We start from the raw sequence: 24387 nt of genomic DNA, 5'->3' as shown, positions 1-24387 counted from the left end.
AGGTCTCAGTAAATCGGTAGAATCCGGAAACCATTCCATGCGTTCACGCAGTCGAAATTCGCAAAGATCATTCGGATGGATTTCCGCCCTGATTTTCAACATTCTACTGATCATCAGCGGCATTGTCGTTTTCCTGATTATTCAGGAAACACGGAATGCCCGCGGTGCCGAATATGAGCCGACTTCAGAGGCTATCACGGCGACGCAGGACCGTATGGGACGCATGTTCGCAGATCTCATCCCGAGCCATGAAAACAACAGGCAGTACTGGGCAGAGCTGATCGACGCCGAAGTCCGTCAGGGAGATATTACCAGCGCGCGCGGTTTCCTGCTTTCGGCTCCTTATATGCTTAACCGACAGGACGCTGCTGCGGTTAGCGCTGCGGCATCGACTGAGAGCACAGGGCAGCATGATGACAGGCTTCTGACTGCAGCCAAACTTTTCCTGCCCGATGATGTTCGCGCCCGCTATGAGCGCTCCGTCGCGCCACCTGTTATGAGCACCACACCCGCCGCACCTGCTGATGACGCCGAGGCAAACACTGAAACTGCGCCAGAAACAGAAGAAGACGGCCTGCAATCTGAAGCTTTGATCGAAGACGAGACGAACGTTGCGCCTGAACCTGAATTCTTCGTGCTTGGCGATGCACGTGACCTCGCCTTTCAAAGCGCCGGCTGGATACGCGGTGACCTCACGGACGTTTTTGCACTATCCATTTCCGGCCTCGGCCTGATCGCCCGTGATGGCCTGCTGGATGAATTAGAGCTCGATAGCCGCTTTTTTGAGGGCGCATCGCTTTTAAAAACGGCTATCCGTGCAGACCGGCTGGCGCCCGATTTCGAGCGCACGCTGCGCGATCATCTGGAACGCGCAATGCCGGAAGATACGCTTCGGGCTAACCTAGAGGCAGCCTTTGCATCAAACTCCAACCTGTTGATCGAGACTGACGCCATTTTCGCGGCCTTCGCAGAATCGGTGGACCAGCCACGTCTACGCATCTTCATCAGCGATCTGGAACGTCTGGCGGCGCTGAACGAAGGTCGTGCAACGGTCGATGCGCTTATGTTGATTGAAACGATCTCATCACAGAGCGATCTGAAACGCGCCGAGCTCATTTCACAGGCAGGCGGCGACCGCGCTATCGCTCTGGCAAAACACTATGGCGAGGACGCGCTCAACGCGGCAACAACTGTGATGGACTGGTCCATGAAGCTGATATCGCTGATTGCGGGATTCATCGTTCTAAGCGTGCTTATGGGCCTGATTGCGCTCAGCACATTCACCCGCAGCTTCCACATTCCAAAATCCAGCCCGTACTAGCGGAAGTCCTTCGCGAGCAGGCCGTAGAACAGGCTGTCCACCCACTGACCTTCCGTCCAGTGTGTTTCGCGGTGCACGCCTTCGCGCGTAAAGCCCAGCTCGTAGAATAGCTGCTGCTTCGGCTTGTCGATCGAATAAATCTCGGCCCAGACCTTGTGGAGGTTCAGCTCTTCAAACCCGTATCGGAGCAGAACGCGGCCCGCATCCGGCGCGTAATCCTCATCTATGTAGAGATCATCGATCCCCAGATAGATCGAGAAGTCTGCATTGCGATTGATGCCATCAATATAGCAGAGCCCTGCAGCGCCCATCAGCTCTTTGGTTTCAAGGTCCACGATAGCGAACATGCGTGTCGCCGGATCATTATTCACCTTGGCATCAAACCAGCTCTTTTGCTGGGTCATGTTCAGCTCGCGATATTCGCGGAAGAAGCGGCGCATGCGCGGATCGTTCCGCCAGGCCAGAAGCTGTTCCAGATCGCTCTCTTCAATGGCGCGGAGGCCGGTGATTTCACCTGTCAGCATCAGCCCACATGCTCCCACATCAGGGCATCGCCCTTGTTCACCGCGGCCGTCAACGGCTGGCCAACAACCAGATCCTGCTCGAATGGCTCAACGGAGCCTTCAGGGCGCGGACGCAGCGCCACAAGATCAGCATCGGTGATTGTTTCACCCGCCGCCAGATCACGCGTCGCGCGTAGACAGCGTCGCTGCACAACTGCGCTGTCATGCTCATTCGCTTCGATGCGTTTCACGCCGTCGCCCAGCGCCAGTTCAAGCTCGCGCGTGCGATCAACCATATCCCGCCAACTTTGCGGGTTCATCGAGAACGGATGGTCAGGACCATCGCGGTTGTTGTCGTCTGTGAAGTGCTTTTCGACTGCACATGCGCCAAGCGTGACAGCACCAAGTACAGCAGCATGGCCCGGCGTGTGATCAGACAGTCCGAGCGGCATGCCCGGATATTTCAGAGCGAAGGCGCGAAGCACGTTGAGGTTCACATTTGCAAAGTTCTCAAGGCTTCCCGTGTAGTTGGTATTGCACTGCATTAAGCAGAGCTCGCGGGTTTTCGTGAGCGCCGCGTCCACCGCGCGCTCGACATCTTCCATGTCGGCTGCACCTGTCGCGAGGAAGACTGGCTTACCGCGCGAACACACCTCTTCAATGAACTGGTTCCAGCCAATATCGCCCGAGCCGATTTTCCAGGCTTTCAGATGCTTATCCACCAGATCAATCGCCGCCAGATCATATGGCGTCGTCATGAAATCGATATCAGCCTTTTTACTCTCGGCAACGAGTTCATCCGTCCAGTCGCGCGGTGTCTGATACTTCTCGAAGATATCGTAGACCGATTGCTTCCATGCCGCTTGATGCGCCATCTGCCCGCCGAGCGAGCGGAAGCCCTCATCAGAGACGATGTCACGCGCCAGAAAGTGCTGGAACTTCGCGCAATCGGCACCAGCTTCCTTCACCAGCCAGATCAGGTCTTTGGCGCGGGACAGCTCTCCATCGTGCGAGCTTGCAATGTCAGCGATGAAATAAGTCGGCTCGTTCAGGCCGATCTTACGGTCGCCGATGCTGAATTCGTGGTTGTAACGCATTGTGCATCCTCGTGAACGAGTGAACGGACAGTGTCCGAAAGGGTTGGCATGGCGCGGCCCAGAACGGCTTCGGCCCGCGCGACATCCAGTCCGCAGGACAGCGCGCGTTCCGGCGTCATATCGCGCGCGGAACTCTGCACCATCCAGTCCGGATTGATGCCAAGCTCAGCGGCAAGCGCCTGCATGAATTCTTCTTTTGAGCTGACATCACGCGATGCCAGATTAATCACGCCGGTCTCGCCCGTCGCCATCAGGTCCACCAGCCCCTCAGCGCAGGCGCGGACATGCATGGTGGAGGTGAAATAGTCAGTGAAGGCACCGATAGGCGTGCGGTTTGTCAGGCTGTCGATTGCCCAGCGACCAAAGCCCTTTTTCGCGCCGCAAATATTGGTGCGCACAACGAGACTGTTCGGTGCTTCGCGCGCCATGGTCTCGGCTGTGAATTTGGACGCGCCATAGGCATTGATCATGTGAACGAGCGCGTTCTCATCATGCTTTTCGCGCGGCTCACCACGGAAGAACTGATCGGTTGAGACGTGAATGAGACGCCCTTCGGTCTGCTGGCTCCACGCCGCGAGCACGGCCACCGGCGCAGCATTCACACGATAGGACATTTCCTGATCGGCTTCGGAGGCGGCAAGGTTCACATTCGCAACGCAGTTGATGACAGCCGTAGCATCCGTCTGACAGAGCAGACGAAACAGCCCCATCTGGTTTGTTACATCAATCTGGAGGTCAGCGCCCGAACGTGCAGCGCCGAGTGCGCGAATGCCGCGCTCCTGCAACACCGCCATCACTTCCGTGCCCAGAAGGCCGGTCGCGCCGAGAACCAGAACGCTCATTACGCGGCAAGCGATGTCTGACTTGCGCCAGACACGTCCGCTTCCTGTTCGGCGGCCAGTCGCGCCGGATCAATACGCATGTCGTTTATCGCCGGAATATCCGGGCGGCGCATGCACATAGCCAGATAGTCAGCCGCACGCGCGAACGGCGCATCCTCGCCCATTGCCGCGTAAAGCGCGCGAAACATTTCGACATCTTCTTCATAGTCGAGTGTCCAGCGCAGGCGTTCCATGCCCCCTTTCGGACCTTTGATGGATGCGTGTGTCAGGTTTGGATGATTGCGAATCCAGGGCGTGACGTGTTCACGCTCATACGGATCTTCGGCCAGATGATTAGCAGCATGCAGATGGCCGGCATGGAAAACTTCGCAGTCCAGCCCATGCGGAAAGCCCGGAGGCATGTTGTTGCAGCCATAATCAGCCTGCGTTTCTTTCCAGAAGCGGATCGTCTCGCCGCAGATTTCCGGATCAATAAGCGGGCAATCCGACGTCACACGCATAACGGCCGTTGCGATCACCTCACGCGCCGCCAGCGCATAACGGGCGAGAACGTCCTTTTCAGGACCGCGCACAACCTTATAGCCCCAGCTTTCAGCAGCTTCAGCGACAGGATCGTCCTGAGCCAGATCAGGCACTGCGACCACGACCATATCCGCACCAGGTATCTGGTCGCAGCGATCAAGGCAGCGCTTCAGGAATGGCTCGCCGCCAAGATCCATCATCACCTTGCCCGGGCAACGGGAAGAGCCCATGCGGGCCTGAACGATAACCGCAAGCGTCATGCTGCATCTCCGGATTCTGAAGGTTGCGTCTGAGGCCGTGAGAACAGGGCCTGCGTGCGCTTCGAGATTACGACACCAAGACGCGTCAGCCCGCAGACCCAGAAATAGATCGCGGCGCGTGGACGGCCGGTGAAAACAGATTTGATCGGCCGCCAGATCGGGTAGCGAACGAACAGATGAAAATACATGGAATGGGCACGGTCCGGATGGGTGCGGATGAACTCGGCATCGCGGCGTCCATACCAACGGAACTTACCCATATAATCGGAGAATTCAGGGTGGTGATATTGCGGCACAATAGTGCGCCCTACTCCGAATGTGAACCGGCCCGTGTCGACGATACGCTTGAACAGGTCTGCATCATCGGACTGGTCTTTATTCACTTCATCAAAGCGAACGGCCTGCAATACCTCTTTGCGGTAGAGGGTTGGCGCGACACCGATCATCAGAGAGCGCGACCCCGGCTGGTGCTGGAAGACCGCCATCGCGTCATGCTCTGCACGGTTCCAGAAGCCATTATCTTCAATACCGACACCCGCCTGAACGACATCCAGACCGAACTCTTCCATGTCTCGCTGGAGCGAAACGAGCGCATCCGGCGCAGGACGGTGGTCGGCATCAATAAAGGCGATGAGATCGTGCGCGGCATGGTCGGCCCCTAGCTGACGGTCGGGTGCGAGGCCACGTCCACCGGAGCGGATAACCTTCGCGCCGAGACGTTCAGCAATCGCGACAGTGTCGTCTGTCGAGCCGCCATCCACGACAATCAGCTCGTCCGGCTGGCACGCCTCAATAGCCCGGATCGATTTCTCAATCCGGCTCGCTTCGTTGCGTGCACAGAGCACAACGGAAACAGGTGCGCGTATCATGCGCGTAGTTAAACATTTCAGGCGCTAAGGATTGGTAAAGCAAAGCACGCATATCTTTAACCGAAAGAACAAATTTGAACCAAATTGAAGGGGTTCAGACCATGAGTATCGCAGCAGCTTCCGACCTTGATCTCCAGGGGATCACACGCGATTTCCGTACGCCATTTCCAGACCTCAATGGAAAATCCATCCTGATTACAGGGGGTACTGGCTCTTTCGGCAAGAAGCTCGTCAAGATCATCACCGACAACTGGACGCCACGCCGCCTTGTTATATTCTCTCGCGACGAGCTGAAGCAATACGAGATGGCTCAGGAGTTTCCGATGCAGAAACATGAGTTTCTGCGGTACTTTATCGGCGATGTTCGCGATCAGGCCCGCCTTGAAATGGCAATGCGCGACATTGATTTCGTAATTCACGCAGCCGCGCTGAAGCATGTTCCAATCGCTGAATACAACCCGATGGAATGCGTCAAAACCAATATTATGGGCGCAGAGAACGTTGTGAATGCCTGCATCCGTGCTGGCGTGCAGAAGGTTGTGGCACTTTCCACCGACAAAGCGGCCAGCCCGATTAACCTTTATGGCGCGACCAAGCTGGCCTCCGACAAGATTTTCGCAGCGGCCAATAACCTTTCCGGTCGCAATGGCTGCCGCTTCTCGGTTGTGCGTTACGGCAATGTTGTCGGCTCTCGCGGCTCTGTCGTTCCATTCTTCAAGAAACTGGTTGCAGAGGGTGCAGATCACCTGCCAATCACAGACGAGCGCATGACACGCTTCTGGATCACGCTGGAGCAAGGCGTGAACTTCGTGCTCTCCAGCCTCGAATTAATGGAAGGCGGGGAAATCTTCGTTCCGAAAATCCCATCTACGACTGTGGTTGAGCTGGCAAAGTCTGTCGCTCCTCATTTGCCGCACAAAGTGATCGGTATTCGCCCGGGCGAGAAGCTGCACGAAACCATGGTTGCCGAAGATGATGGCCGTTCGACCATCGAAATCCCTGACCGTTTCGCAATCCTGCCAGCGCTCGATGAGAAGCTGATGGCGAAATGGCTGGAACGCGGCGCAAGCCAGATGGAAGACGGCTTCTATTATGCGTCTAACCGCAACCCTGAGCGCATGGATGCGCGCGGCCTTCTGGGCATGTTGCAGGCGGCCTTCCCTGAAATGGGCGAGCTTCCACTCGCACCGACGTCAGACGTCAGTAAGGCCGGCTAACGCCCCAGACAAGAACCAAAAAAAATGCCGCTTCCGAATGGAGGCGGCATTTTTCGTTTAAACGAGATTGAACGCGCCCTTAATGCCATCGATCAGCAGCTGAACAGACAGCGCCGCCAGAATGACGCCGAGGATACGGGTAAGACCACCTGCCACACTGTCACCCATCATACGAACAAGCGGACCAGCAAGCAGGAACATGACAAGGCAGACCAGCATGTTCAGCGCAAAGGCGGCGAGAACCACGCCCTGCTGCGCAATACTGTCTGAGTTGCTCATATAGAGCATAGCCGTCGCGATCGTGCCCGGCCCAGCAAGCATTGGAATACCAAGCGGGAAGACAGAGATATCGTCCAGATCTTCGTGTTCGGCCATATGCGCCTCTGCACGATGCTCACGGCGCTCAGTACGCTTCTCAAACACCATGTCCAGCGCGATCAGAAAGAGCAGCAAACCACCGGCTGCACGGAACGCATCGATAGAGATATGCATCTTCTCAAGCAGCCATGAGCCACCGAAGGCGAACGCAAACACGATAATGGTCGCCACAAAGACCGACTTGATCGCCATCTTGCGCGAATAGGCAGGCCCACCAGGTGCCGTCATGGATGCGAAAACAGGGGCAACGCCCAGCGCGTCCACCAGCACGAAGAAGGTGACAAAACTTGCCGAGAAAAGAGAGATAAGATCCTGAGACATGACGCCCCTCTACGCCTTTAGCGGCAAAGTTCAAGCGCTAAATTTGCATATCTGAATTGAACTTTTCACTGCATCGAACCACTTGAGCACGAATAAAGCGGCTCGCCTGCATTTCTGAAGCAAAATAATGCGAAAGTATACCGCAGCACTCTTTTAAGTCTCCCACCTCTTCACCGCGCCGCAAAGCTGGTAAACCATACATATCAGCGATTCAGGGGGTGATTGAACTATGGCAACGGCAGGCGAAGAAATCCTCATCAAGGACGCAATGGTGTTCCTGTTCGCTGCAGGCGTGGCCGTTCCCTTCTTCCGCTTTCTGAAACTGCCTGCCGTCATCGGCTTCATGGTATCCGGCCTCGCGCTCGGCCCGTTCGGCGTCGGCATGCTGGCCGAGCATTGGCCCGTTCTGGAATATATTTCGATATCCGAACCAGAAGCCGCCGCTCCGTTTGCAGAGCTGGGCGTGCTCTTCCTTCTGTTTCTTCTGGGACTGGAATTCTCTTTCGAGAAGCTCTGGGCGTTGAAGAAAACCGTGTTCGGCGTTGGCGGCATGCAAGCCTCCGTCAGCGCGCTGTCGCTCGCGGCAATTGCGTTCTGGCTCATCATTCCCGACCCTAGCGTTGCGATTGTCTGCGGTCTGGCGCTCGCCCTCTCCTCCACTGCAATTGTCATGCAGGTTCTGGTCGAAGAGAAAATCGCGGCAAAACCGGTCGGTCGGACGAGCTTCGGCGTTCTATTGTTTCAGGACATTCTGGTTGCCCCGATCCTGATCTTTGTTGGCCTTCTAAATATTGGAGAAGGCGCGAACCTCACATCCGTGCTTTTGCAGGCCTTTATTCAGGGCGTTATCGCCATTGCCGTGATCTTCTTTATAGGCAAATTCGTGCTGCGTCGCCTGTTCAAAATGGTCGCCATTGCCGGTGGACGTGATTTCCTTATGGCGCTCACACTGCTGACCGTTGTTGGTGCCGCGGCCATTACCGCCAGCGCTGGCCTGTCATTGGCGCTGGGTGCTTTTCTGGCTGGTCTTCTGCTCGGTGAGACAGAATTCAAACACCAGACAGAGGTCGATCTGGAGCCGTTCAAAGGCATTCTGCTCGGCCTCTTCTTTATGACAGTCGGCATGGGGCTCGACTTACCTGCCATCGCATCTCAGCCGCTGACCATTGTACTCGGTCTGGTCATTCTGATCAGCGTAAAACTTGTCGCCGCTTACGGTGCCGTGCGCATTCTGAACAAGGATAACGCTGTCGCAATTGAGAGTGCATTCCTTCTGGCGCCTGCCGGCGAGTTTGCGTTCGTCGTCGTCGCAACGGCATCAGCGACTGGCATTCTACCATCAGAAATCGCCGCGCCGCTTACCGCAATCGCCGGCTTATCTATGCTCTGCATTCCCGCAATGTCGAAGATCGGGCAATTCCTCGCCAAAAAGACACTGCCTGATGACGCACCCGTCGCCGAGGAAGTTAAAGACTTTTCTGATCATCAGGGCCACGTCCTGCTCGCCGGGTTTGGTCGCGTCGGCGAGGTTGTGGCGCGAATTCTGTCTCAGGAATCGGCCGATGTTGTCGCGCTGGATATGAATGCGCGGCTAGTCTCTAACGCGCGCGAGGCTGGTTACCGCGCCTATCTGGGCGATGCGTCACGGCCAGAACTTCTCCATTCGGTAGGTCTGGAAGGCGCATCTGTCTTTATCATCACCGTCGATAATCCGCAGATTACAGAAATGCTGGTGCGGTCGGTGCGCGCGGTTCGTCCTGATATTCCAATCCTTGCGCGGGCGCACGATGCCTTGCACGCGACAGAGTTGGAGCGCGCTGGCGCAAACTATGTCGTTCCGGAAGTTGTCGAAACAGGTCTTCAGTTATCGGGTAATGCGCTGCGCAGTTTCGGCTATGAATATGAAACCGTACGTGCGCTTCTCGCGACTGAACGCGAAGAAGCCTATCACACCAAGTCGAGTGAAGACGCCTGATTTAAAAGAAAAATGGGTCCGGAGAATTACTCCGGACCCAAGTAAAGCGACTAGGGAAGACCAGATCCATAATCGCTGAAAAGATGTCAGATGCCCTATCCCTGGAAGAGGGAAAGGATCGTCTGAGAATTCTGGTTCGCAATAGACAGCGCCTGAACGCCGAGCTGTTGTTTAACCTGCAAGGCCTGCAGTCGCGCACTCTCTTTGGAGAGGTCAGCATCGACGAGGTTACCCACGCCTTGCTCAAGACTATCGCTGAGTTTGGATACGAAGCTGACATGTGTATCAACGCGGTTGGCCGTCGCGCCGAGGCGGGACAGAGCTGCGTTCACATTGCTCAGGCTTGTATCAATCGTGCTGACAAGGCCGGACGCCAGCGTTGCTGTGCCAAGACTTGCCGTAGCCGCGAAGGTGATAATTGATCCGCCAAGTGACAGATTTTCAGTATCCAGAGTGATCTGATCAGTCGAGTCGATGTCAGCAATGAAGCCGATTCCGTTCGTCTGCGAGCCATCGAGAAGGTTCGCGCCGTCGAATTCAGAGTTGTTGATGATCGTACTGATCTGGCTGATGAGCGATTTGAAATCTTCATCATATGCAGAACGCGCCGCGCCGTTAATCGACGTATCGGAAGCCGCAAGCGCTTTCGAGCGTAGCTCAATCAACAAGTCAGAAATGGATTCACTACCGGCAATCGCGACGTCAACAATGGAGTTGGCGCGATCCAGACTAGTTCGAACCGCGGCAAGTGCCCCGATGTCGCCCCGCATGCCTTGCGCAACCGCAAAAACCGCTGAGTCGTCTCTGGCGCCGCCGACTTTATACCCGCTAGCGACCCGGTTTTGGGTCTGCTCAAGATCACTATTGGTTTTGTTCAGAACCTGCAATGCGCTCATTGCAGCTGAATTTGTATGTACACTCGAAACCATAAGTTCTCTCCCGCAGGGAAGCTAAATTTCCTGCCTCGGAGTAAAGGTTTCGCTCGTGATGGTTAAATAAACGTTGGCAAAGAGAAAAAAGTTTCTCAGGTATTCGTCGGATCGGGTTCAGACCTGGCGATCAACAATCAGTCCGTAAGCTTCGCCCATAGACTTTGCGAGCTCGAGAAACTGCTCTTCCGGCCATTGTTTAAGAACTTCACCGGACGTTGGATCAAGAACCTTCTGGACATACTTTCCAGTATCTTCATCGCGTTCGATGACGAGTCTACCATCGGGTGCGTTTTTAGTTTCTTCCAGCGCTTCTTTAAGAAGCTGGCGTCTTTGTTCGGCCGGGTCTGTTGTCTCCGCGTCTTCTGCCTTGCGGACATCGGATACTGCAGACTGCTCTTCCTGGCCTGAAGCTTCGCGAAACGCGAAACGCTCCTGTTTGATATCAGCGGCCAATGCGCCAGATACCGGGGTAAGTTTGAGATCTCCTGACATTGTGTGTCTCCTAACCGTGGAAGGAAGGACCGGAGCCGATGAATAAGATCACCGGCCCCGATACCCTTGCCTCTATCGGAAGAAGGACAATGCAATACCTGCAGAAGAGTTCGCGATAGACAGAGCCTGAACACCAAGCTGTTGCTTGGTTTGCAGGGCCTGAAGTTTCGCAGATTCTTTTGCGAGGTCCGCATCGACCAGGTTGCCGATACCTTTCTCGGTCACGTCAGACAGCTTCTGAACGAAGTCGCCGTGGATGCCGAGCGCTTTAGACGCCGTACCGAGGCGAGCGAGCGCCTGGTTCAGGTTGTCCAGCGAGGTTTCGATCGTGCCAACCGCTGCAGAAGCGTTTGTCACAGTATCAAGAGATGCTGTCGCAGCCAGTGTCACAACTCCACCACCGAGAGACAGGTTTTCGTCTGCAACGGTGATAGTAGAACCGCCATCCGCATCAGCCAGAGCTTCCACACCAGCTGTAGAGTTGTTGATGAGGTTCACGCCATTGAATTCAGCGTTGCTGACAATTGTGCCGATCTGGTCACGAAGCGCTTTGAAGTCTTCGTTGAACGCTGCACGCTGAGATGTTGTGAGTGATCCGTCAGCAGCACCAAGCGCTTTCTCTTTCATGTCGATGAGAAGGTCGCCGACAGCTTCGCCAGCAGCAATAGCAACGTCGACAGTAGAACTTGTGCGGTCGATGGATTCTTTAACAACGCCAAAACCGGCAACATCAGAGCGCATACCCTGAGCAATTGCGAAGATAGCGCCGTTGTCCTTAGCAGACGCAACTTTCATACCCGTATTGATACGAGTTTGGGTTGTTTCGAGCTGAGAGTTTGTGTTGTTCAGCTGTTGCAGCGCAACCATAGCGCCATAGTTGGTATTCACACTCGCCATTTTAGCGATCCTTTCTGGTCTTTACTGCCTGCACGCAGGCATCACTTGAGCTTTTTGCTCACTGGGATTCTTCCCGCATATGACTAGGCAAAAGCTGGGCCAGACTTATGGTTAAGCGTGATTTTCGGGATTTCCGGCGGCTGCTGAATTCCTATGGTTAACAAAATTTCCAGTATGGTTAGCAAGACATGAAGGCGGCGACCAAACCTGCCGACCGGCATAATTTGCCGGGTTAATCTTGCCTATCCATCCATTGTTTTTATTGAAATTTTATCTATCCGCCACGCGTCGGGTGATCGTGTGCGTGCGTCAGAAACGAAAAAGCCGGGCCACAAGGGCCCGGCAGTCATGAAAGGTCTTACGCCTTTTGTGTCTTCGTTTTTTTGGTCTTCCCTTATCGGAAGAAGGACAGGGCAATACCGCTTGCCTGGTTGGCAATGGAGAGCGCCTGAACACCGAGCTGCTGCTTGGTTTGCAGAGCCTGCAGTTTTGCAGATTCTTTTGCGAGATCCGCATCGACGAGGTTGCCGATACCTTTCTCAGTCACGTCAGAAAGTTTCGTGACAAAATCAGAGTGAATACCAAGCGCTTTAGACGCCGTACCGAGACGGGCCAGAGCCTGGTTGAGGTTTGTGAGAGATGTCTCGATAGTGCCAACCGCTGCAGAAGAGTTTGTCACTGTGTCGAGAGACGCAGTTGCAGCCAGCGTAACAATTGCACCGCCCAGAGACAGGTTCTCGTCGAGAACTGTGATCACAGAACCGCCATCAGAGTCAGCGAACGCTTCAACGCTTGCTGTAGAGTTGTTGATGAGGTTCACACCGTTGAACTCTGCGTTAGAGATAACCGTCGCGACCTGATCACGAAGCGCTTTGAAGTCTTCGTTGAATGCAGAGCGTTGGTTCGACGTCAGAGATGAATCAGCTGCGCCGAGCGCTTTCTCTTTCATATCGATGAGAAGGTCACCGATCGCTTCACCAGCTGCGATAGCAACATCAACGGTTGAGCTTGTACGATCGAGTGATTCCTGAACAACGCCATAGCCAGCGACGTCAGAACGCATGCCCTGAGCGATCGCGTAGATAGCACCATTGTCTTTTGCGGAAGCGACTTTCATGCCCGTGTTGATACGGGTCTGTGTTGTCTCGAGCTGAGAGTTTGTAGAGTTCAGCTGCTGCAGCGCGACCATTGCGCCATAGTTAGTATTTACGCTCGCCATTTTAGCGATCTCCATTCTGGTTATGTAACTCAGGCCTTTTGCCTGAACGGACCTTTTGTCCGCAGAATGGCTTCGCAAATGGCGGGCCAGAACTGTGCTTAACAGAAAAATAGATTCAGCCGGTTTTTAGGGCCTCAAACATTAACGCGGCACGGAGACTTTATTAAAGTTTCTCCGACCTCCCGCTTTTTCTGCCTACCGGCAATAATTGCCGGGCAGAAGTTTTACACCTTTACAAATCATTGATATATATGAAGAATTTAAAATTCCGATCCAGAATTCAAGGCAAAGAAAAAGCCGGGCCCCTTAGGGACCCGGCAGGAATGAAGGCTGCCACCTTCAATATTTTAACTGGTTTGCCTCTGAGAGGTCGTCGCTTCTTAACGGAAGAAGGACAGTGCGATACCGCTCGCCTGGTTGGCGATTGAGAGCGCCTGAACACCGAGCTGCTGCTTAGTTTGCAGAGCCTGCAGTTTCGCAGATTCTTTCGCGAGATCCGCATCGACGAGGTTGCCGATACCTTTCTCAGTCACGTCAGAAAGCTTCGTGACGAAGTCTGAGTGAATGCCGAGCGCTTTAGACGCTGTACCGAGACGCGCGAGCGCCTGGTTGAGGTTCGTCAGGGATGTCTCGATTGTAGAAACAGCTGTAGACGCTTTTGTGACTGTGTCGATGACAGCAGTAGATGTCAGCGTGACGATAGAGCCGGACAGAGACAGGTTCTCGTCGAGAACGGTGATGACGGATGTACCGTCAGCAGACGCGAACGCCTCAATGTTAGCAGTAGAGTTGTTGATCAGGTTCACGCCGTTAAATTCAGCGTTAGAGACAACAGTCGCGATCTGGTCACGAAGCGCTTTGAAGTCTTCGTTGAATGCAGCACGCTGGTTTGAAGTCAGGGAAGAGTCAGCTGCGCCAAGCGCTTTCTCTTTCATGTCGATGAGGAGATCACCGATTGCTTCGCCAGCTGCGATAGCAACGTCGACTGTAGAGCTTGAACGATCAAGTGAGTCTGTGACAACGCCATAGCCAGCAACGTCAGCGCGCATGCCCTGAGCGATCGCATAAACAGCACCATTGTCTTTTGCGGAAGAGACTTTCATGCCCGTGTTGATACGGGTCTGAGTCATTTCGAGCTGAGAGTTTGTAGAGTTCAGCTGCTGCAGCGCGACCATTGCGCCATAGTTCGTATTTACGCTCGCCATTTTAGCGATCTCCATTCTGGTTATGTAACGCGTGCATTTTGCTCGCTCAGGCGTTTTGCCTGCGGACTAGTAAGAGCAAGCGCGATGCCAAACAGAATGGTTAAGGGATGAAGCGTCAGCCCCCGTGAATACGCATGTAAATGTTACGAAAAAGGATGCAATTTTCCCATGAGGCAGTTTCGACCAGGCAAAACTTTCCTCCCCCGGCAATTACTGCCTGCCGGGCCATGAAAAAACCGCCGGGGATCTCTCCGCCGACGGCCGCCTGTGCTTCTGTGTGCGTGTTCTTACGCATTGTTTCCAACTTTCGGTGGCCGTAGCAGGGGGAAGGAATACATCCCTCCCCCATTTACGACTGAAGGTCTTACTGGAACAGACTGTTGATGATCTGCGGAGCCTGGTTCGCGATCGACAGGGCCTGTACGCCAAGCTGCTGCTTCGTCTGCAGAGCCTGAAGTTTGGCACTCTCTTTAGCCATGTCCGCATCGACCAGATGGCCGACACCCTTCTCGAGGGAATCACGCAGCTTTGTCACGAATTCTGAGTGAATCGTGAGCGCCTTCGAAGACGTGCCCAGACGCGCGAGCGCCTGGTTCAGGTTAGTCAGCGATGTTTCAATCGTAGAGACCAGAGCTGAAGCATTGGTAGCTGTGTCGAGCGATGCCGTCGCAGCGATCGTCACTACGCCACCACCCAGAGAAAGGTTTTCATCTTGCACCGTGATGACAGAATTGCCATCAGCATCGGCAAATGCCGTGATTTCTGCAGTCGATCCGTTGATCAGGTTCACGCCATTGAATTCAGCATTGCTGACAATGGTATCGATCTGATCACGCAGCGCCTTGAAATCTTCGCTGAAGGCAGCTCGTTGCGCCGTAGTCAGTGTTTCGTCAGATGCAGCAAGCGCTTTCTCTTTCATATCGATGAGAAGGTCGGAAATTGCACTTCCGGCCGCGATTGCGACATCCACCGTCGACCCGGTGCGGTCGAGACTGTCAAGAACAACGCCAAAGCCGGAAAGGTCTGCACGCATGCCCTGAGCAATGGCGTAAATAGCGCCATTGTCCTTAGCCGATGCAACCTTTAGCCCGGTATTGATACGTTCTTGGGTCCCGCTGAGAGCCATGTTGGTGCTGTTCAGTTGTTGCAGGGCGACCATCGCCCCGTAGTTGGTATTTACAGAAAGGGCAGCCATTTTAGTTTCCTTCCATTCTGGCAGGTATTGTTCTGACCATTTTAGTCAGCTGGACATTTTGTCCTGCATACGCGTGCGCAAATGGCGTGCCGTTTTGGTAAATGGAAACTTAACCGGAAAAGCCCCTATTTCATTGAATTTTCTATAAATATCTACACAAGTCACCAGCGGATAGGCAGGGATTTCCGAGCCTGTTCAGCCCTGTGGTGCAGTCTTTGCCGGGTCGTTCCTCACCCTTCACAAACCTGCGATCTGCTATGGAAAAAGGCCGGAGCCATGATAGCTTCCCGACAAACATAATTGGAGGAACCGCCATGATCCGTCAGGCTCTCGTTTCAGTATCACTGCTCGCCATTTTTGCCGGACCGGCGTATGCAGCCGACCTGATGACAGCGGACGAAATCCGCGAACGCATGACGGCCGGCGTCGATCATATTTCAAATGACGATTTGATCAGCCGTATGGAAGCCAATGAAAATCTGGTCCTGATCGATGTGCGGACTGCAGCCGAATACGAGGCCGGTCACATTGCTGGCGCGCAGTCGGTTCCGCGTGGCGTCGTAGAATTCCGGATCGGATCACTCGCACCGGACGCAGATCAGGAAATCATTGTCACCTGCTCGCACGGAATTCGCGCAGCTGTGGTGACGAAAATCCTGCAAGACATCGGATACACAAATGTCAGCGCACACCGCGGTGTCACCTCATGGGTTGAAGCCGGTCAAACCATTGAAAACCGTATGGGTACACTTCAATACGTTCCGTCAGCGGACGAGGAAGACTGATCAGGCGTTAGCAGGCTCGCCGACTTTAAGCTCGAGCCAGTCCAGAATATCTGTCGCGACCTGCTCTGAACCTGGCTCGTCCAAAATCCAGTGCGCGTGATTTTCGTATTCGCGGAAATCACCGGGCACAGGTGCTCTGGCGTATTTGTCCTTCATTTTCCGGATGGCTTTAGCTGGCGTTGCCCTGTCCTTACTGGCGGCAATTGTCAGCGTTGGCACCTGAAAGCGTTCTTCGCGGATAACGATCCCGTCCGCCAGATTTCCATACACTTTGCCTGAATCATAAAGCGCGGTTGCGTAGATTTCATCGTGACGGGCGCGCGGCACACAATTCAGAACGCCCCATTTGAAACCTGTCTTCCAGACTTTATGCGCCTTGGAGCGGTTCTGCGACAAGACAATGTTCAGGAATGTGATCGCCACAGCAGGCGTTACGGCATGACAATCGCGCGGCTGGGCGGGCGTCAGAAACACACCGCCAGAGGTCATATTCATTTCCACGAGCGATTGGGCAATCAGACCGCCCATAGAGTGCCCGATCACCACCGGCTTTTCGCCTGTTTCTTCACGAATGCGGCGACATTCCTCCGACATAGCGGTGATGTAATCGTCCAGCCCGAGCTTATTCAGCTCATCGGGCGGGTTCTCAGCCAGTCGATATTCGGGGAAGAGCGTTGGCGCCTCACAGGTCCAGCCTGCACGCTCCAAAAAGCGGCGCATCGGCGTCCAGACGCTGCCAGCGCATCCAACGCCATGAATCAGAAGCAGTCTGCGGCTCATAAAAAACCTCCCCGTATATTTTAAGGGAGGTTAGCTCGGTTTAGGCGCAGGGCAAAGATGACGAAAGGGCACGCCCCTATTCGCCGTTCAGTCCCTGCATGATCAGTCGGTTAATATCGATCAGATCCTGAATGTCTTCGTCTTCACGCATAATCGCTGAGGTATGCTTGCTGACGAAAATCGACAGAGAAATAATGCTGGCACGCAGCTGAGCTGGCAATCCGTTGTCCGGATTCGCACAGTCCAGAGACAGCGCAGACCAGACCCGTCGGTTCCAGTCCAGCGCGTCCATGAGCTTATGGAGATCGCTCTTGCCGGTTTTTTCTGCCTCGACGAGCGCGGCGGTTACCTGAGCAAAGAGGCGATACTCAATTTCACGCGGATTCTCGGTCCGGCGTGCTGTCTGCTGATACGCCTTGATGGACATGCCCCAAGCGCTCCTCTTCGTATGACATAATGTTCCGGCACCTTGAAAGCGCCTTATAATATTGACCCGCCATCACATCCTTGGAACAGGAAATGCATTCCTTGAGGATATCAGGATTTTTTATGACGGACATGAATTCCGTCATTCTCACCACAAATTCTTCGTACTGGCTCGAGACGTCTGAAGGATCGAGATACATCATCATAACCGGGAAATAGATGCGCTTCGCAGGCGTATCTGCTTCGTGCGGCTGCATAATGTCTTTTTCACGTAGAACAGACGCTTTGTTCTGCAGAAGCAGAACACCGCGACGATCGCCATTTTGAATGACAGCGCCGTTTACAACGAATTTTTCGCCAGGTTTCAGCGACAATTTAAGCGGCATGGTGTCCTCCAGCCAGTAAACATTCAGACTGGTTTTACCTCCATGAGGTTAATGCAAGTTTTAGATGGAGTAATTCGAAGTTAGCCGTTTCTTAAAGAGACCGTGGCAATTCGGTATAAACGCAATCACCGGAGCGCCACATGACAGACGCCACCCAGAACACAACTCTCGATCAAGCGCTGGACGCGGCCCCTCTCGCCAATCCAATGCCGGCTGACGCCCTGGGCGATGCAGCCAAGAGTCAGGCGCTGAAAACGGTTCTTCGCTATAAGAATAACAAGTCAGACGATAAGCTGCGTAAGGCTATGCCGCTGATGAAGCGCGCCGTTCGTCTTATTAATGAAGAAAAATACCGCGAGGCAGCGCAGCTTGGCCTGCAAGCCGTCAATATTGACGAGAACCTCGCCCTCGCCTGCCATATTACAGCTATCGCACTCGATAAGCTCGGCGTCGCGAGCCTTGCGCTCGGCATGTATGAGCGCGCGCTTCAGCTCTCGCCGGAAGAGCCGGAGATCTATCAGAACCTCGGCCTGCTGGCCTGGCGCATGGACCTTTATGACGTCGCAGAAAAATTCTTCCGTATTTTCTGCCGCATGATGCCGAACCATGTAGAAGGCCCGAACAACCTCGCCTGTGTTCTGCGCGATAAAGGCGAATTTGAAAGCGCGATCGAAGTGCTGCGTGCCGCGATTTACGAGAATCAGGAAAGCTCGCTTCTGTGGAACTCGCTCGGCACCGTCATGATGGAGCAGACTGAATTCGACAATGCGGTTCTGTTCTATGAGCAGGCGCTTCAGCTGGAGCCGAACCTTGCGCGCGCGTATCACAATATCGGCTATTGCCGCGCGACAGAGGGCCGCCACGACGTCGCGCTCGACTATCTTCAAAAAGCGCTCGATCTCGGCGTCATGCCCGCAAATGAGCGCGCGGAAACCGAGCACGCGATTGCGATCTCCCTCATCGGTTCAGGTCAGCTCGACAAAGCGTGGGACGCATATGAATGCCGCAACAACCCACGCTATGGCGGTGCGACCTCGTATTCCATTCCTCTGAAGCAATGGGATGGCGAACCGCTGGAAGGAAAGAAGATCCTCGTCGTAGGCGAGCAAGGTCTCGGCGACGAAGTCATGTTCCTGAATATGGGCCACGATCTTATTGACCGGCTCGGCCCTGAAGGCTCACTGACCATCGGTGTGGTGCCGCGTCTGGAAGCGCTGATGCAGCGCTCCTTCCCGACAGCGAAAGTCACCAAGCACTCTACGGTTCGCTCCAACGCCATACCACTTCGTGGCTGTCCTCTGATCACCGACTGGGACACCTATGATTTCTGGGCACCAATGGCCAGCGTGCTGCGTGCTCTGCGTACAGATATCAAAGACTTCCCGACAGAAGGTGGGTTCCTCACACCTGATCCGGAACGTGTTGAGCACTGGAAAAGCGAACTGGCCAAGCTCGGCCCGGGCCTCAAAACCGGCATCCTCTGGAAGTCCATGCTGATGACGGCGAAGCGTTCGAAATACTATTCTCCGTTCACGCAGTGGAAGGACACGCTGAAAACCGAAGGCGTTGTCTGGGTGAACCTGCAGTATGGCGAATGCGCGGAAGATATTGAACGCGCTGAGAAAGAGTTCGGCGTCAAAATCCACCAGATGGAAGGCATCAATCTGAAAGACGATCTGGATGATCTGGCTGCACTTTGCGTCACGCTTGATCTGGTAGTCGGCCCAATGAACGCAACGACAAACATTGCAGCAGGCTCTGGTGCGCGTACCGCCATTATCGGCGCGCCGAATGCCTGGCCTTATCTCGGCACAGGTGAACTGCCGTGGTATCCGACTGCGAAAGTCTTTGCGCCTGACACAATCAACAACTGGAAGCCCGCAATGAAAAACTTCCGCGAATGGCTTACAGAGCAAGCGACAAAAGGCTCCGACGCGAAGGTCAAAGGCGCCGCTTGAAAGCCCGTTTAAGGCAGCAACCTCATCGGTCCGCGTTCATATAGTTTCTGATATAGCGCCGCGTCTTCTACGTGGCGCTGTTTTAGTTTCTGCAATGCTGCGTCTGAGCGCCAGTTCGCTTAAGCGAAATACTATCCTGGCGATTGAGTCGTTTGACCGCGCCTAAAAATAAAATCCGCCCGTCTTCCATCTTCGTATTGAATATCTGAAGCATCACATTTCTGAACGGGATCGAACTCTTGAAACTCGCTATTATCGGCGCCGGATTTTCAGGCCTCACTTGCGCACGCATTGCCCGCCAGAACGGAATGGAAGTCACAGTTTTTGATAAAGGGCGCGGCGCAGGCGGTCGGCTGTCGACCAAGCGCATCAGCGCGGACGGGGCCGAATATCGCTTCGACCACGGAACAAGCGCATTCGAGGCACGCTCTGAGGCGTTCGCAAACGCGCTTCAACCACTCATCGAAGCAGGTTTCGTCGCAGAGCTGCATGCAAATGATAACGGCTTTCCGAAAAGCTTTGTCGGCACGCCCGGCATGAACTCCACCATCAAGGGTCTGGCCGAGGGCCTCGATGTTCGCTTTGGCCAACGCGTGAAGCGCATAACACGGACACCGCGCGGTTGGGCGCTGTGTTTCGAACAGAATGCCCCGCCATTCGACTGCGATGTTGTTGTCTGCGCAATTCCAGCAGAACAGGCGACAATTCTTCTTGCCGATGCCGCCCCCGAGTTTGCCGCGAAAGCTGACGACGTCGTTTCAGAGCCGCGCTGGGTGACGATGCTGGGCTTCGATACACTTCTGCCAGTGGAATTCACCACTCTGAAACCGGAACAAAGCTCCATCGCTGCGATCATCCGGAACCAGACCAAGCCGGGTAGAGACACAGCGAAGGACTGTCTTGTTCTGCATGCCAGCACAGACTGGTCGAAAGCGCATCTTGAAGATGACGCCAGTGATGTTTTGCAGGCCATGAAATCGGCATTGGCCGAGACATTGTCGATAGAGCTACCATCGCCCACCGTAGAGCATGCTCACCGTTGGCGCTATGCCGTCACATCCAAGCCCGCTGGCGAGCCCTTCATGCTGACCGAAGACAAGACACTCGGAGTTTGCGGAGACTGGCTTTTGGGCGGGGGTGTCGAAGATGCCTGGGCGAGCGGTAAAGCGCTCGGCGACGCTCTTTCAGGCGCGGCGGACTAAAGCGTCCGGCTCATCATCATCGTGAACGCCGAGAATGACAGGATCGGCGGAATCCCTTGAAATGGGGAAGAAGGCGCTGACTTCAGTCCATTTGCCTTCTTCACTGTCGATTTTGAACTTGCCGCCGTGCATCTGAACAATCTCTTTAACGAGATTGAGCCCGATGCCTGTGCCTTGAATGCTGGTCGCTGTTGATGCACGGAAAAAACGCTCTGTCACACGAGCCAATTCTGCTTTCGGAATGCCGACACCGTGATCGCGAACCTTGATGATCGCCCAATTGCCCTCGACATAACCACAAATATCGATGCGCGGGTCCGCTTTGGAGTATTTGACGGCATTGCCGATCATATTCCCCAGCACATGCTCCATCAGGCGCGGATCGCAGCTGAGCTCATCCGGAAGATCTTCAATATCGATCTCGAACTGGTACTCGGTCGCGATCTCCTTATGACGATCCAGAACGTCTAGAATATGCGACTGGATATCCACCATTTCCGGCTCGAACTGCAGCTTTGATGCAGCCATACGAGAGGCATCCAGCGTACGCTCAACCAGATTGGAAAGACGTCCAACAGAGCCGCGAATTTTTTCCATCCGCTCGCGAACAGCTTCTGCATCCATGCTGTCAGCCCGGTTCTCGACACGGCGCGCCATGCCGTCGATCACGGCGAGCGGCGTACGGAATTCATGACTGACCATGGACACAAAATCATTCTGCATCGCATTGAGTTCACGTTCTGCCTTCAGCGCCTGCTCCAGCTTCAGCTTTTGCTCTTCCAGCTCAGCAGTTCGCAGGCAAACCTGTTGGGCGAGGTTATCGCGGTGTGTCTGAAGTTCGGCATAGAGCGAATTAAGCTCTGCGTTCGCTTCGGTCAGCTGCTTGTTCGACGTGATGAAGCCGTAGAGATTTTGAAAATAGCTGCGCACCAGCATGAAGACGACAAGCATCACCGTAATGAAGTTCAGCGCCATTGCGGTGTAAGCAAGGTTTCCGCGCGTCGCAAAAAACAGGACGAACGTTGTGCCACTAATCGTCATACAGACCAGTGCAGCCAGCGGGACCTGAACAACAGCGAAGACAGTCCCGATCAGCGTTACGGAAATAAAGAACGCGATATGTGTCTGCTGGTTTGCATCGCCATACGGGAAAAGGAGAATACACCAGACGGACAGGAAAACGGCCATGCCTGCGAGAAGCGCTGAGAGCTTCCGCAGCTCCCTCGCCGCATCAAGATGGCTTGCATATTCTTTCGGCCGCATGAACCAGAAAAGGCTGCGGACGATGAACAGGCCGATCAGAACAGCAGGCGTCCATATCGCCAGTTCCGGCGGCGCAGCCGAGGCAAAACTGACGGCGAGACCGAACACATTGAACGCAACAATGATGTAAATCAGAGGAATCTGGCGTGACATAGCCGCCATCTGAGCCTGCACAAGCTCAGGTTCGTCGGAATGGATCCGGAACAGATTTTTAAATTTCAGCTTATCGTGCATGCTGTGACCTCAGCATGCAGTCTTACCCACAAAAGGTTTAATTTTGCGGGAGCAGACGTTTACAATTTTATCGATTGGCGTTGAGCAATTATCATCTACGCGTACTAGGCAGCGCTAATAAGACTACAGCAATCAGCATCCTGCTTCTGCGCGTCTTCCGGCGCACTGATTGGCAGTCTAACAGTGACTTCAGTCCACTCGCCTTCTTTGCTGTCGATGTTAAACTTACCATTATGTGCACGTATCAACTGGGCAACGAGGTTTAAACCGATACCCGTCCCCTTAATGCCCGCGGAAGTCGATGCGCGGAAGAAACGCGACGTAATTTTCGGCAACTCTTCTTTTGGAATCCCAACACCCCTGTCTTTGACTGAAAGAAAAACGCAATCGCCTTCCTTCCCCATAGTCACTTTTATATGCGGACGTAGACGTGAGTACTTGATTGCATTCGAAACGAGGTTCGAGACGATATGATCGAGATGCTTCGGATCCGCATCAACACAATCCGGCAATATCCCCACATCGTACTCGAACGTAAATTCTGACGCGATATCCCGATGTCGTTCCACAATACCTTCCACAAACTGGCGGAAATCAACGCAAGCGTAATTACAATCAATCTCGCCTTCTGAGACTCTTGAAGAATCCAGCGTTTCATCAACCATATCCGACAGACGACGTACCGATGATCTGATCGTCTCAAGCCGTTCTGATATCTGTCCAGCATCCATTTTCGACAAAGACCGTGAAATACGACGCGCCGTACCGTCAATGATGGTCAAGGGTGTGCGAAATTCGTGACTTACTGTCGCTACGAACTGATTCTGCAGCTGGCGAAGCTCACGCTCCTGATCAAGTGACAATTCTAACTGAAGCTTTTGATGTTCCAAGGCAGCAGTCTGCTTTGCAACTTCATCTGCAAGATGGTCGCGGTGAAAACGAACTTCCATGTTCAGCCGTTCCGTCTCTGCAATATTCTCGGCAAAGAAATCCAGCACACGCCGCATACGCTCAAGTTCACTACGTGCATTGCTCCGGAGCGGACCCGACGTGTTCGTGTCATAGGCTCTGCAAAGACTCAGCATCTCGTCACTCACACCAGCGATCTGGCTAACAATGGAACGACCGATCCACACCGCCAATGCTCCGCAGATCGTGATCAGGATCACGACTGCGATCCAGATCGCTACAATCGTGCCGTCAATAACAGTCCGTTGTTGTATGGTCGCCGTGTCAGCCCGCGCGAGAAGGTCCCCGGACATTGCAGACACTGCCGACGCGAGCTCGGCATGCGCCGCAACAGCCATATCCTGTTGACGCATCAATTGGAGACGTCCCTCACTCCAGTCTTCAAATCCGCGTTGATAGGCGGAGAAGAGCGCGGAAATCTCATCACGCTGGATCTCGCTAAGACCTGCTTGCTGCAAGCCTGCGCTAAACTCGTCGGCACGAGCTTCGAAACGCGCAATGTAGCTTGTGTCCAGACGCATCATGAAATCCTTCTCATGACGGCGCATCATTAGCATGTGGACTGTCAGGCTTTCCTGATCAAGAGTCTGAAGGCGTCGTTCTATGTCGTGCACGGCCTTGCGGAGTTCACCTTCCAACCCGCTATTTTCATCAAGACCAAGTCGCTCCCTTGCCTCAAATGCCGCCCGTGTCTTGGCGATATACCTTTCTGAGAGCGATGAAAGCGACCAGTCAGATGTGAATTGCTCGACTGTAGAGACGAGCTCTCTCAGGCGGGGGGCGTCATTCTCAAAATTGGCTAAATCATCGACATTCCGTTCTGCAAGAAAACGGGAAGCATACATTTCAAGCCGCAGAAGCTCGGTCTCCAGCCGCCTGGATTCATCTGCCTGTGCAGACAACTGGACTTGTACAGACTGCAGACGTTTTGTCATCTGTCCGGTGATACTGAAGGCGGCAGTAAGCGCGATTAATGAAAGGATGGCTGCGCTGGTCAGCAACAACACTCTTTCGCGTACAGAGAGTTTGCGAATATCCACCTGATCACCCGATTTTTAAATTCGGGGCAAGTCTATCTTGTAAGTATTAAAAATATTTGGCCATTAGTATGGGAATTTACGACTCCACAAATACTTCAA

The 24387-nt window shown here is 54.1% G+C and carries 23 protein-coding genes; 6 read left to right on the top strand and 17 right to left on the bottom strand.

Annotated elements, in window-relative coordinates; genetic code table 11:
• Positions 1-37: 37 nt before the first annotated feature.
• Positions 38-1321 (top strand): hypothetical protein, encoded by a 1284-nt coding sequence (locus G523_RS0109450; protein ID WP_022694813.1) that lies wholly within the window; start codon positions 38-40, stop codon positions 1319-1321.
• Here G523_RS0109450 and G523_RS0109445 read toward each other — a convergent pair.
• Genes G523_RS0109445 through G523_RS20310 form a run of 5 tightly spaced genes read right to left on the bottom strand, consistent with a single transcriptional unit; the run spans position 1318 to position 5414 of the window.
• Positions 1318-1845, bottom strand: a complete 528-nt coding sequence (locus G523_RS0109445; protein WP_022694812.1) for a GNAT family N-acetyltransferase — start codon at positions 1843-1845, stop codon at positions 1318-1320. The genes G523_RS0109450 and G523_RS0109445 overlap by 4 nt on opposite strands.
• Positions 1845-2921 carry an N-acetylneuraminate synthase family protein gene (locus G523_RS0109440; RefSeq protein ID WP_022694811.1) on the bottom strand — a complete coding sequence of 359 codons (1077 nt, stop codon included), beginning with the start codon at positions 2919-2921 and terminating at the stop codon, positions 1845-1847. Before G523_RS0109440 ends, G523_RS0109445 begins: the two co-directional genes overlap by 1 nt.
• Positions 2873-3763 (bottom strand): SDR family oxidoreductase, encoded by an 891-nt coding sequence (locus tag G523_RS20675; RefSeq protein WP_081648802.1) that lies wholly within the window; start codon positions 3761-3763, stop codon positions 2873-2875. The genes G523_RS0109440 and G523_RS20675 overlap by 49 nt, the downstream gene beginning before the upstream one ends.
• Complete coding sequence (locus G523_RS0109430; protein ID WP_022694808.1) at positions 3763-4545, bottom strand: cytidylyltransferase domain-containing protein; 783 nt, start codon at positions 4543-4545, stop codon at positions 3763-3765. Before G523_RS0109430 ends, G523_RS20675 begins: the two co-directional genes overlap by 1 nt.
• Positions 4542-5414, bottom strand: coding sequence for a glycosyltransferase family 2 protein (locus G523_RS20310; protein ID WP_022694807.1), 873 nt, complete (start codon positions 5412-5414; stop codon positions 4542-4544). The genes G523_RS0109430 and G523_RS20310 overlap by 4 nt, the downstream gene beginning before the upstream one ends.
• A 101-nt stretch (positions 5415-5515) precedes the next feature.
• Here G523_RS20310 and pseB point away from each other — a divergent pair, with 101 nt between their 5' ends.
• Positions 5516-6631, top strand: coding sequence for a UDP-N-acetylglucosamine 4,6-dehydratase (inverting) (gene pseB, locus G523_RS18815; protein WP_022694806.1), 1116 nt, complete (start codon positions 5516-5518; stop codon positions 6629-6631).
• Between the two features lie 57 nt (positions 6632-6688).
• On the opposite strand, the gene G523_RS0109415 is transcribed toward pseB, so the two are convergent.
• Positions 6689-7330: a MarC family protein gene (locus tag G523_RS0109415; protein ID WP_022694805.1), complete on the bottom strand. Its 642-nt coding sequence runs from the start codon at positions 7328-7330 to the stop codon at positions 6689-6691.
• Between the two features lie 229 nt (positions 7331-7559).
• Here G523_RS0109415 and G523_RS0109410 point away from each other — a divergent pair, with 229 nt between their 5' ends.
• Positions 7560-9305 carry a cation:proton antiporter domain-containing protein gene (locus G523_RS0109410; protein ID WP_022694804.1) on the top strand — a complete coding sequence of 582 codons (1746 nt, stop codon included), beginning with the start codon at positions 7560-7562 and terminating at the stop codon, positions 9303-9305.
• 95 nt (positions 9306-9400) lie between these two features.
• Here G523_RS0109410 and G523_RS0109405 read toward each other — a convergent pair whose 3' ends face one another.
• The 6 genes from G523_RS0109405 to G523_RS0109375 form a co-directional block, all read right to left on the bottom strand.
• Entirely contained in the window at positions 9401-10234 is an 834-nt protein-coding gene (locus G523_RS0109405; RefSeq protein ID WP_022694803.1) for a flagellin, read from the bottom strand.
• A 117-nt stretch (positions 10235-10351) separates the two neighbouring features.
• On the bottom strand, positions 10352-10729 hold the full coding sequence (locus G523_RS20305) for a flagellar protein FlaG (RefSeq protein ID WP_081648750.1): 378 nt from the start codon (positions 10727-10729) through the stop codon (positions 10352-10354).
• A gap of 72 nt (positions 10730-10801) precedes the next feature.
• Positions 10802-11626, bottom strand: coding sequence for a flagellin (locus G523_RS0109395; protein WP_022694801.1), 825 nt, complete (start codon positions 11624-11626; stop codon positions 10802-10804).
• Positions 11627-12020: 394 nt separating this feature from the next.
• On the bottom strand, positions 12021-12845 hold the full coding sequence (locus G523_RS0109390) for a flagellin (protein WP_027441597.1): 825 nt from the start codon (positions 12843-12845) through the stop codon (positions 12021-12023).
• A gap of 380 nt (positions 12846-13225) precedes the next feature.
• The gene (locus G523_RS0109385) at positions 13226-14050 is read right to left on the bottom strand and encodes a flagellin (protein WP_027441596.1); all 825 of its coding nucleotides are present in this window, start codon (positions 14048-14050) and stop codon (positions 13226-13228) included.
• Between the two features lie 364 nt (positions 14051-14414).
• Complete coding sequence (locus G523_RS0109375) at positions 14415-15245, bottom strand: flagellin (protein WP_022694797.1); 831 nt, start codon at positions 15243-15245, stop codon at positions 14415-14417.
• A 314-nt stretch (positions 15246-15559) separates the two neighbouring features.
• On the opposite strand from G523_RS0109375, the gene G523_RS18800 reads away from it, so the two are divergent.
• Positions 15560-16030, top strand: a complete 471-nt coding sequence (locus G523_RS18800) for a rhodanese-like domain-containing protein (protein WP_022694796.1) — start codon at positions 15560-15562, stop codon at positions 16028-16030.
• Here G523_RS18800 and G523_RS18795 read toward each other — a convergent pair whose 3' ends face one another.
• The 3 genes from G523_RS18795 to flbT form a co-directional block, all read right to left on the bottom strand.
• Complete coding sequence (locus G523_RS18795) at positions 16031-16810, bottom strand: alpha/beta hydrolase (RefSeq protein WP_022694795.1); 780 nt, start codon at positions 16808-16810, stop codon at positions 16031-16033. It lies immediately after the preceding gene.
• Positions 16811-16886: 76 nt separating this feature from the next.
• Complete coding sequence (gene flaF, locus G523_RS0109360) at positions 16887-17237, bottom strand: flagellar biosynthesis regulator FlaF (protein WP_022694794.1); 351 nt, start codon at positions 17235-17237, stop codon at positions 16887-16889.
• Complete coding sequence (gene flbT, locus G523_RS0109355; RefSeq protein WP_022694793.1) at positions 17185-17622, bottom strand: flagellar biosynthesis repressor FlbT; 438 nt, start codon at positions 17620-17622, stop codon at positions 17185-17187. Before flbT ends, flaF begins: the two co-directional genes overlap by 53 nt.
• Positions 17623-17762: 140 nt before the next feature.
• On the opposite strand from flbT, the gene G523_RS18790 reads away from it, so the two are divergent.
• Positions 17763-19580, top strand: a complete 1818-nt coding sequence (locus G523_RS18790; RefSeq protein WP_022694792.1) for a tetratricopeptide repeat protein — start codon at positions 17763-17765, stop codon at positions 19578-19580.
• A gap of 239 nt (positions 19581-19819) precedes the next feature.
• On the top strand, positions 19820-20782 hold the full coding sequence (locus G523_RS0109340; protein WP_022694790.1) for an NAD(P)/FAD-dependent oxidoreductase: 963 nt from the start codon (positions 19820-19822) through the stop codon (positions 20780-20782).
• Here the strand turns inward: G523_RS0109340 and G523_RS0109335 are convergent.
• Together G523_RS0109335 and G523_RS20300 are read right to left on the bottom strand one after the other, a co-directional pair.
• Positions 20765-22279 carry a sensor histidine kinase gene (locus G523_RS0109335; protein ID WP_022694789.1) on the bottom strand — a complete coding sequence of 505 codons (1515 nt, stop codon included), beginning with the start codon at positions 22277-22279 and terminating at the stop codon, positions 20765-20767. The genes G523_RS0109340 and G523_RS0109335 overlap by 18 nt on opposite strands.
• A 104-nt stretch (positions 22280-22383) precedes the next feature.
• Positions 22384-24183: a sensor histidine kinase gene (locus G523_RS20300; RefSeq protein ID WP_155802634.1), complete on the bottom strand. Its 1800-nt coding sequence runs from the start codon at positions 24181-24183 to the stop codon at positions 22384-22386.
• Between the last annotated feature and the right edge of the window lie 204 nt (positions 24184-24387).

This window comes from Ponticaulis koreensis DSM 19734 (assembly GCF_000420665.1).
In the GTDB taxonomy this organism is placed as follows: domain Bacteria; phylum Pseudomonadota; class Alphaproteobacteria; order Caulobacterales; family Hyphomonadaceae; genus Ponticaulis; species Ponticaulis koreensis.
The sequence above is the reverse complement of the archived record's forward strand: the minus strand, read 5'-3'. Positions and strand labels throughout refer to the sequence as shown.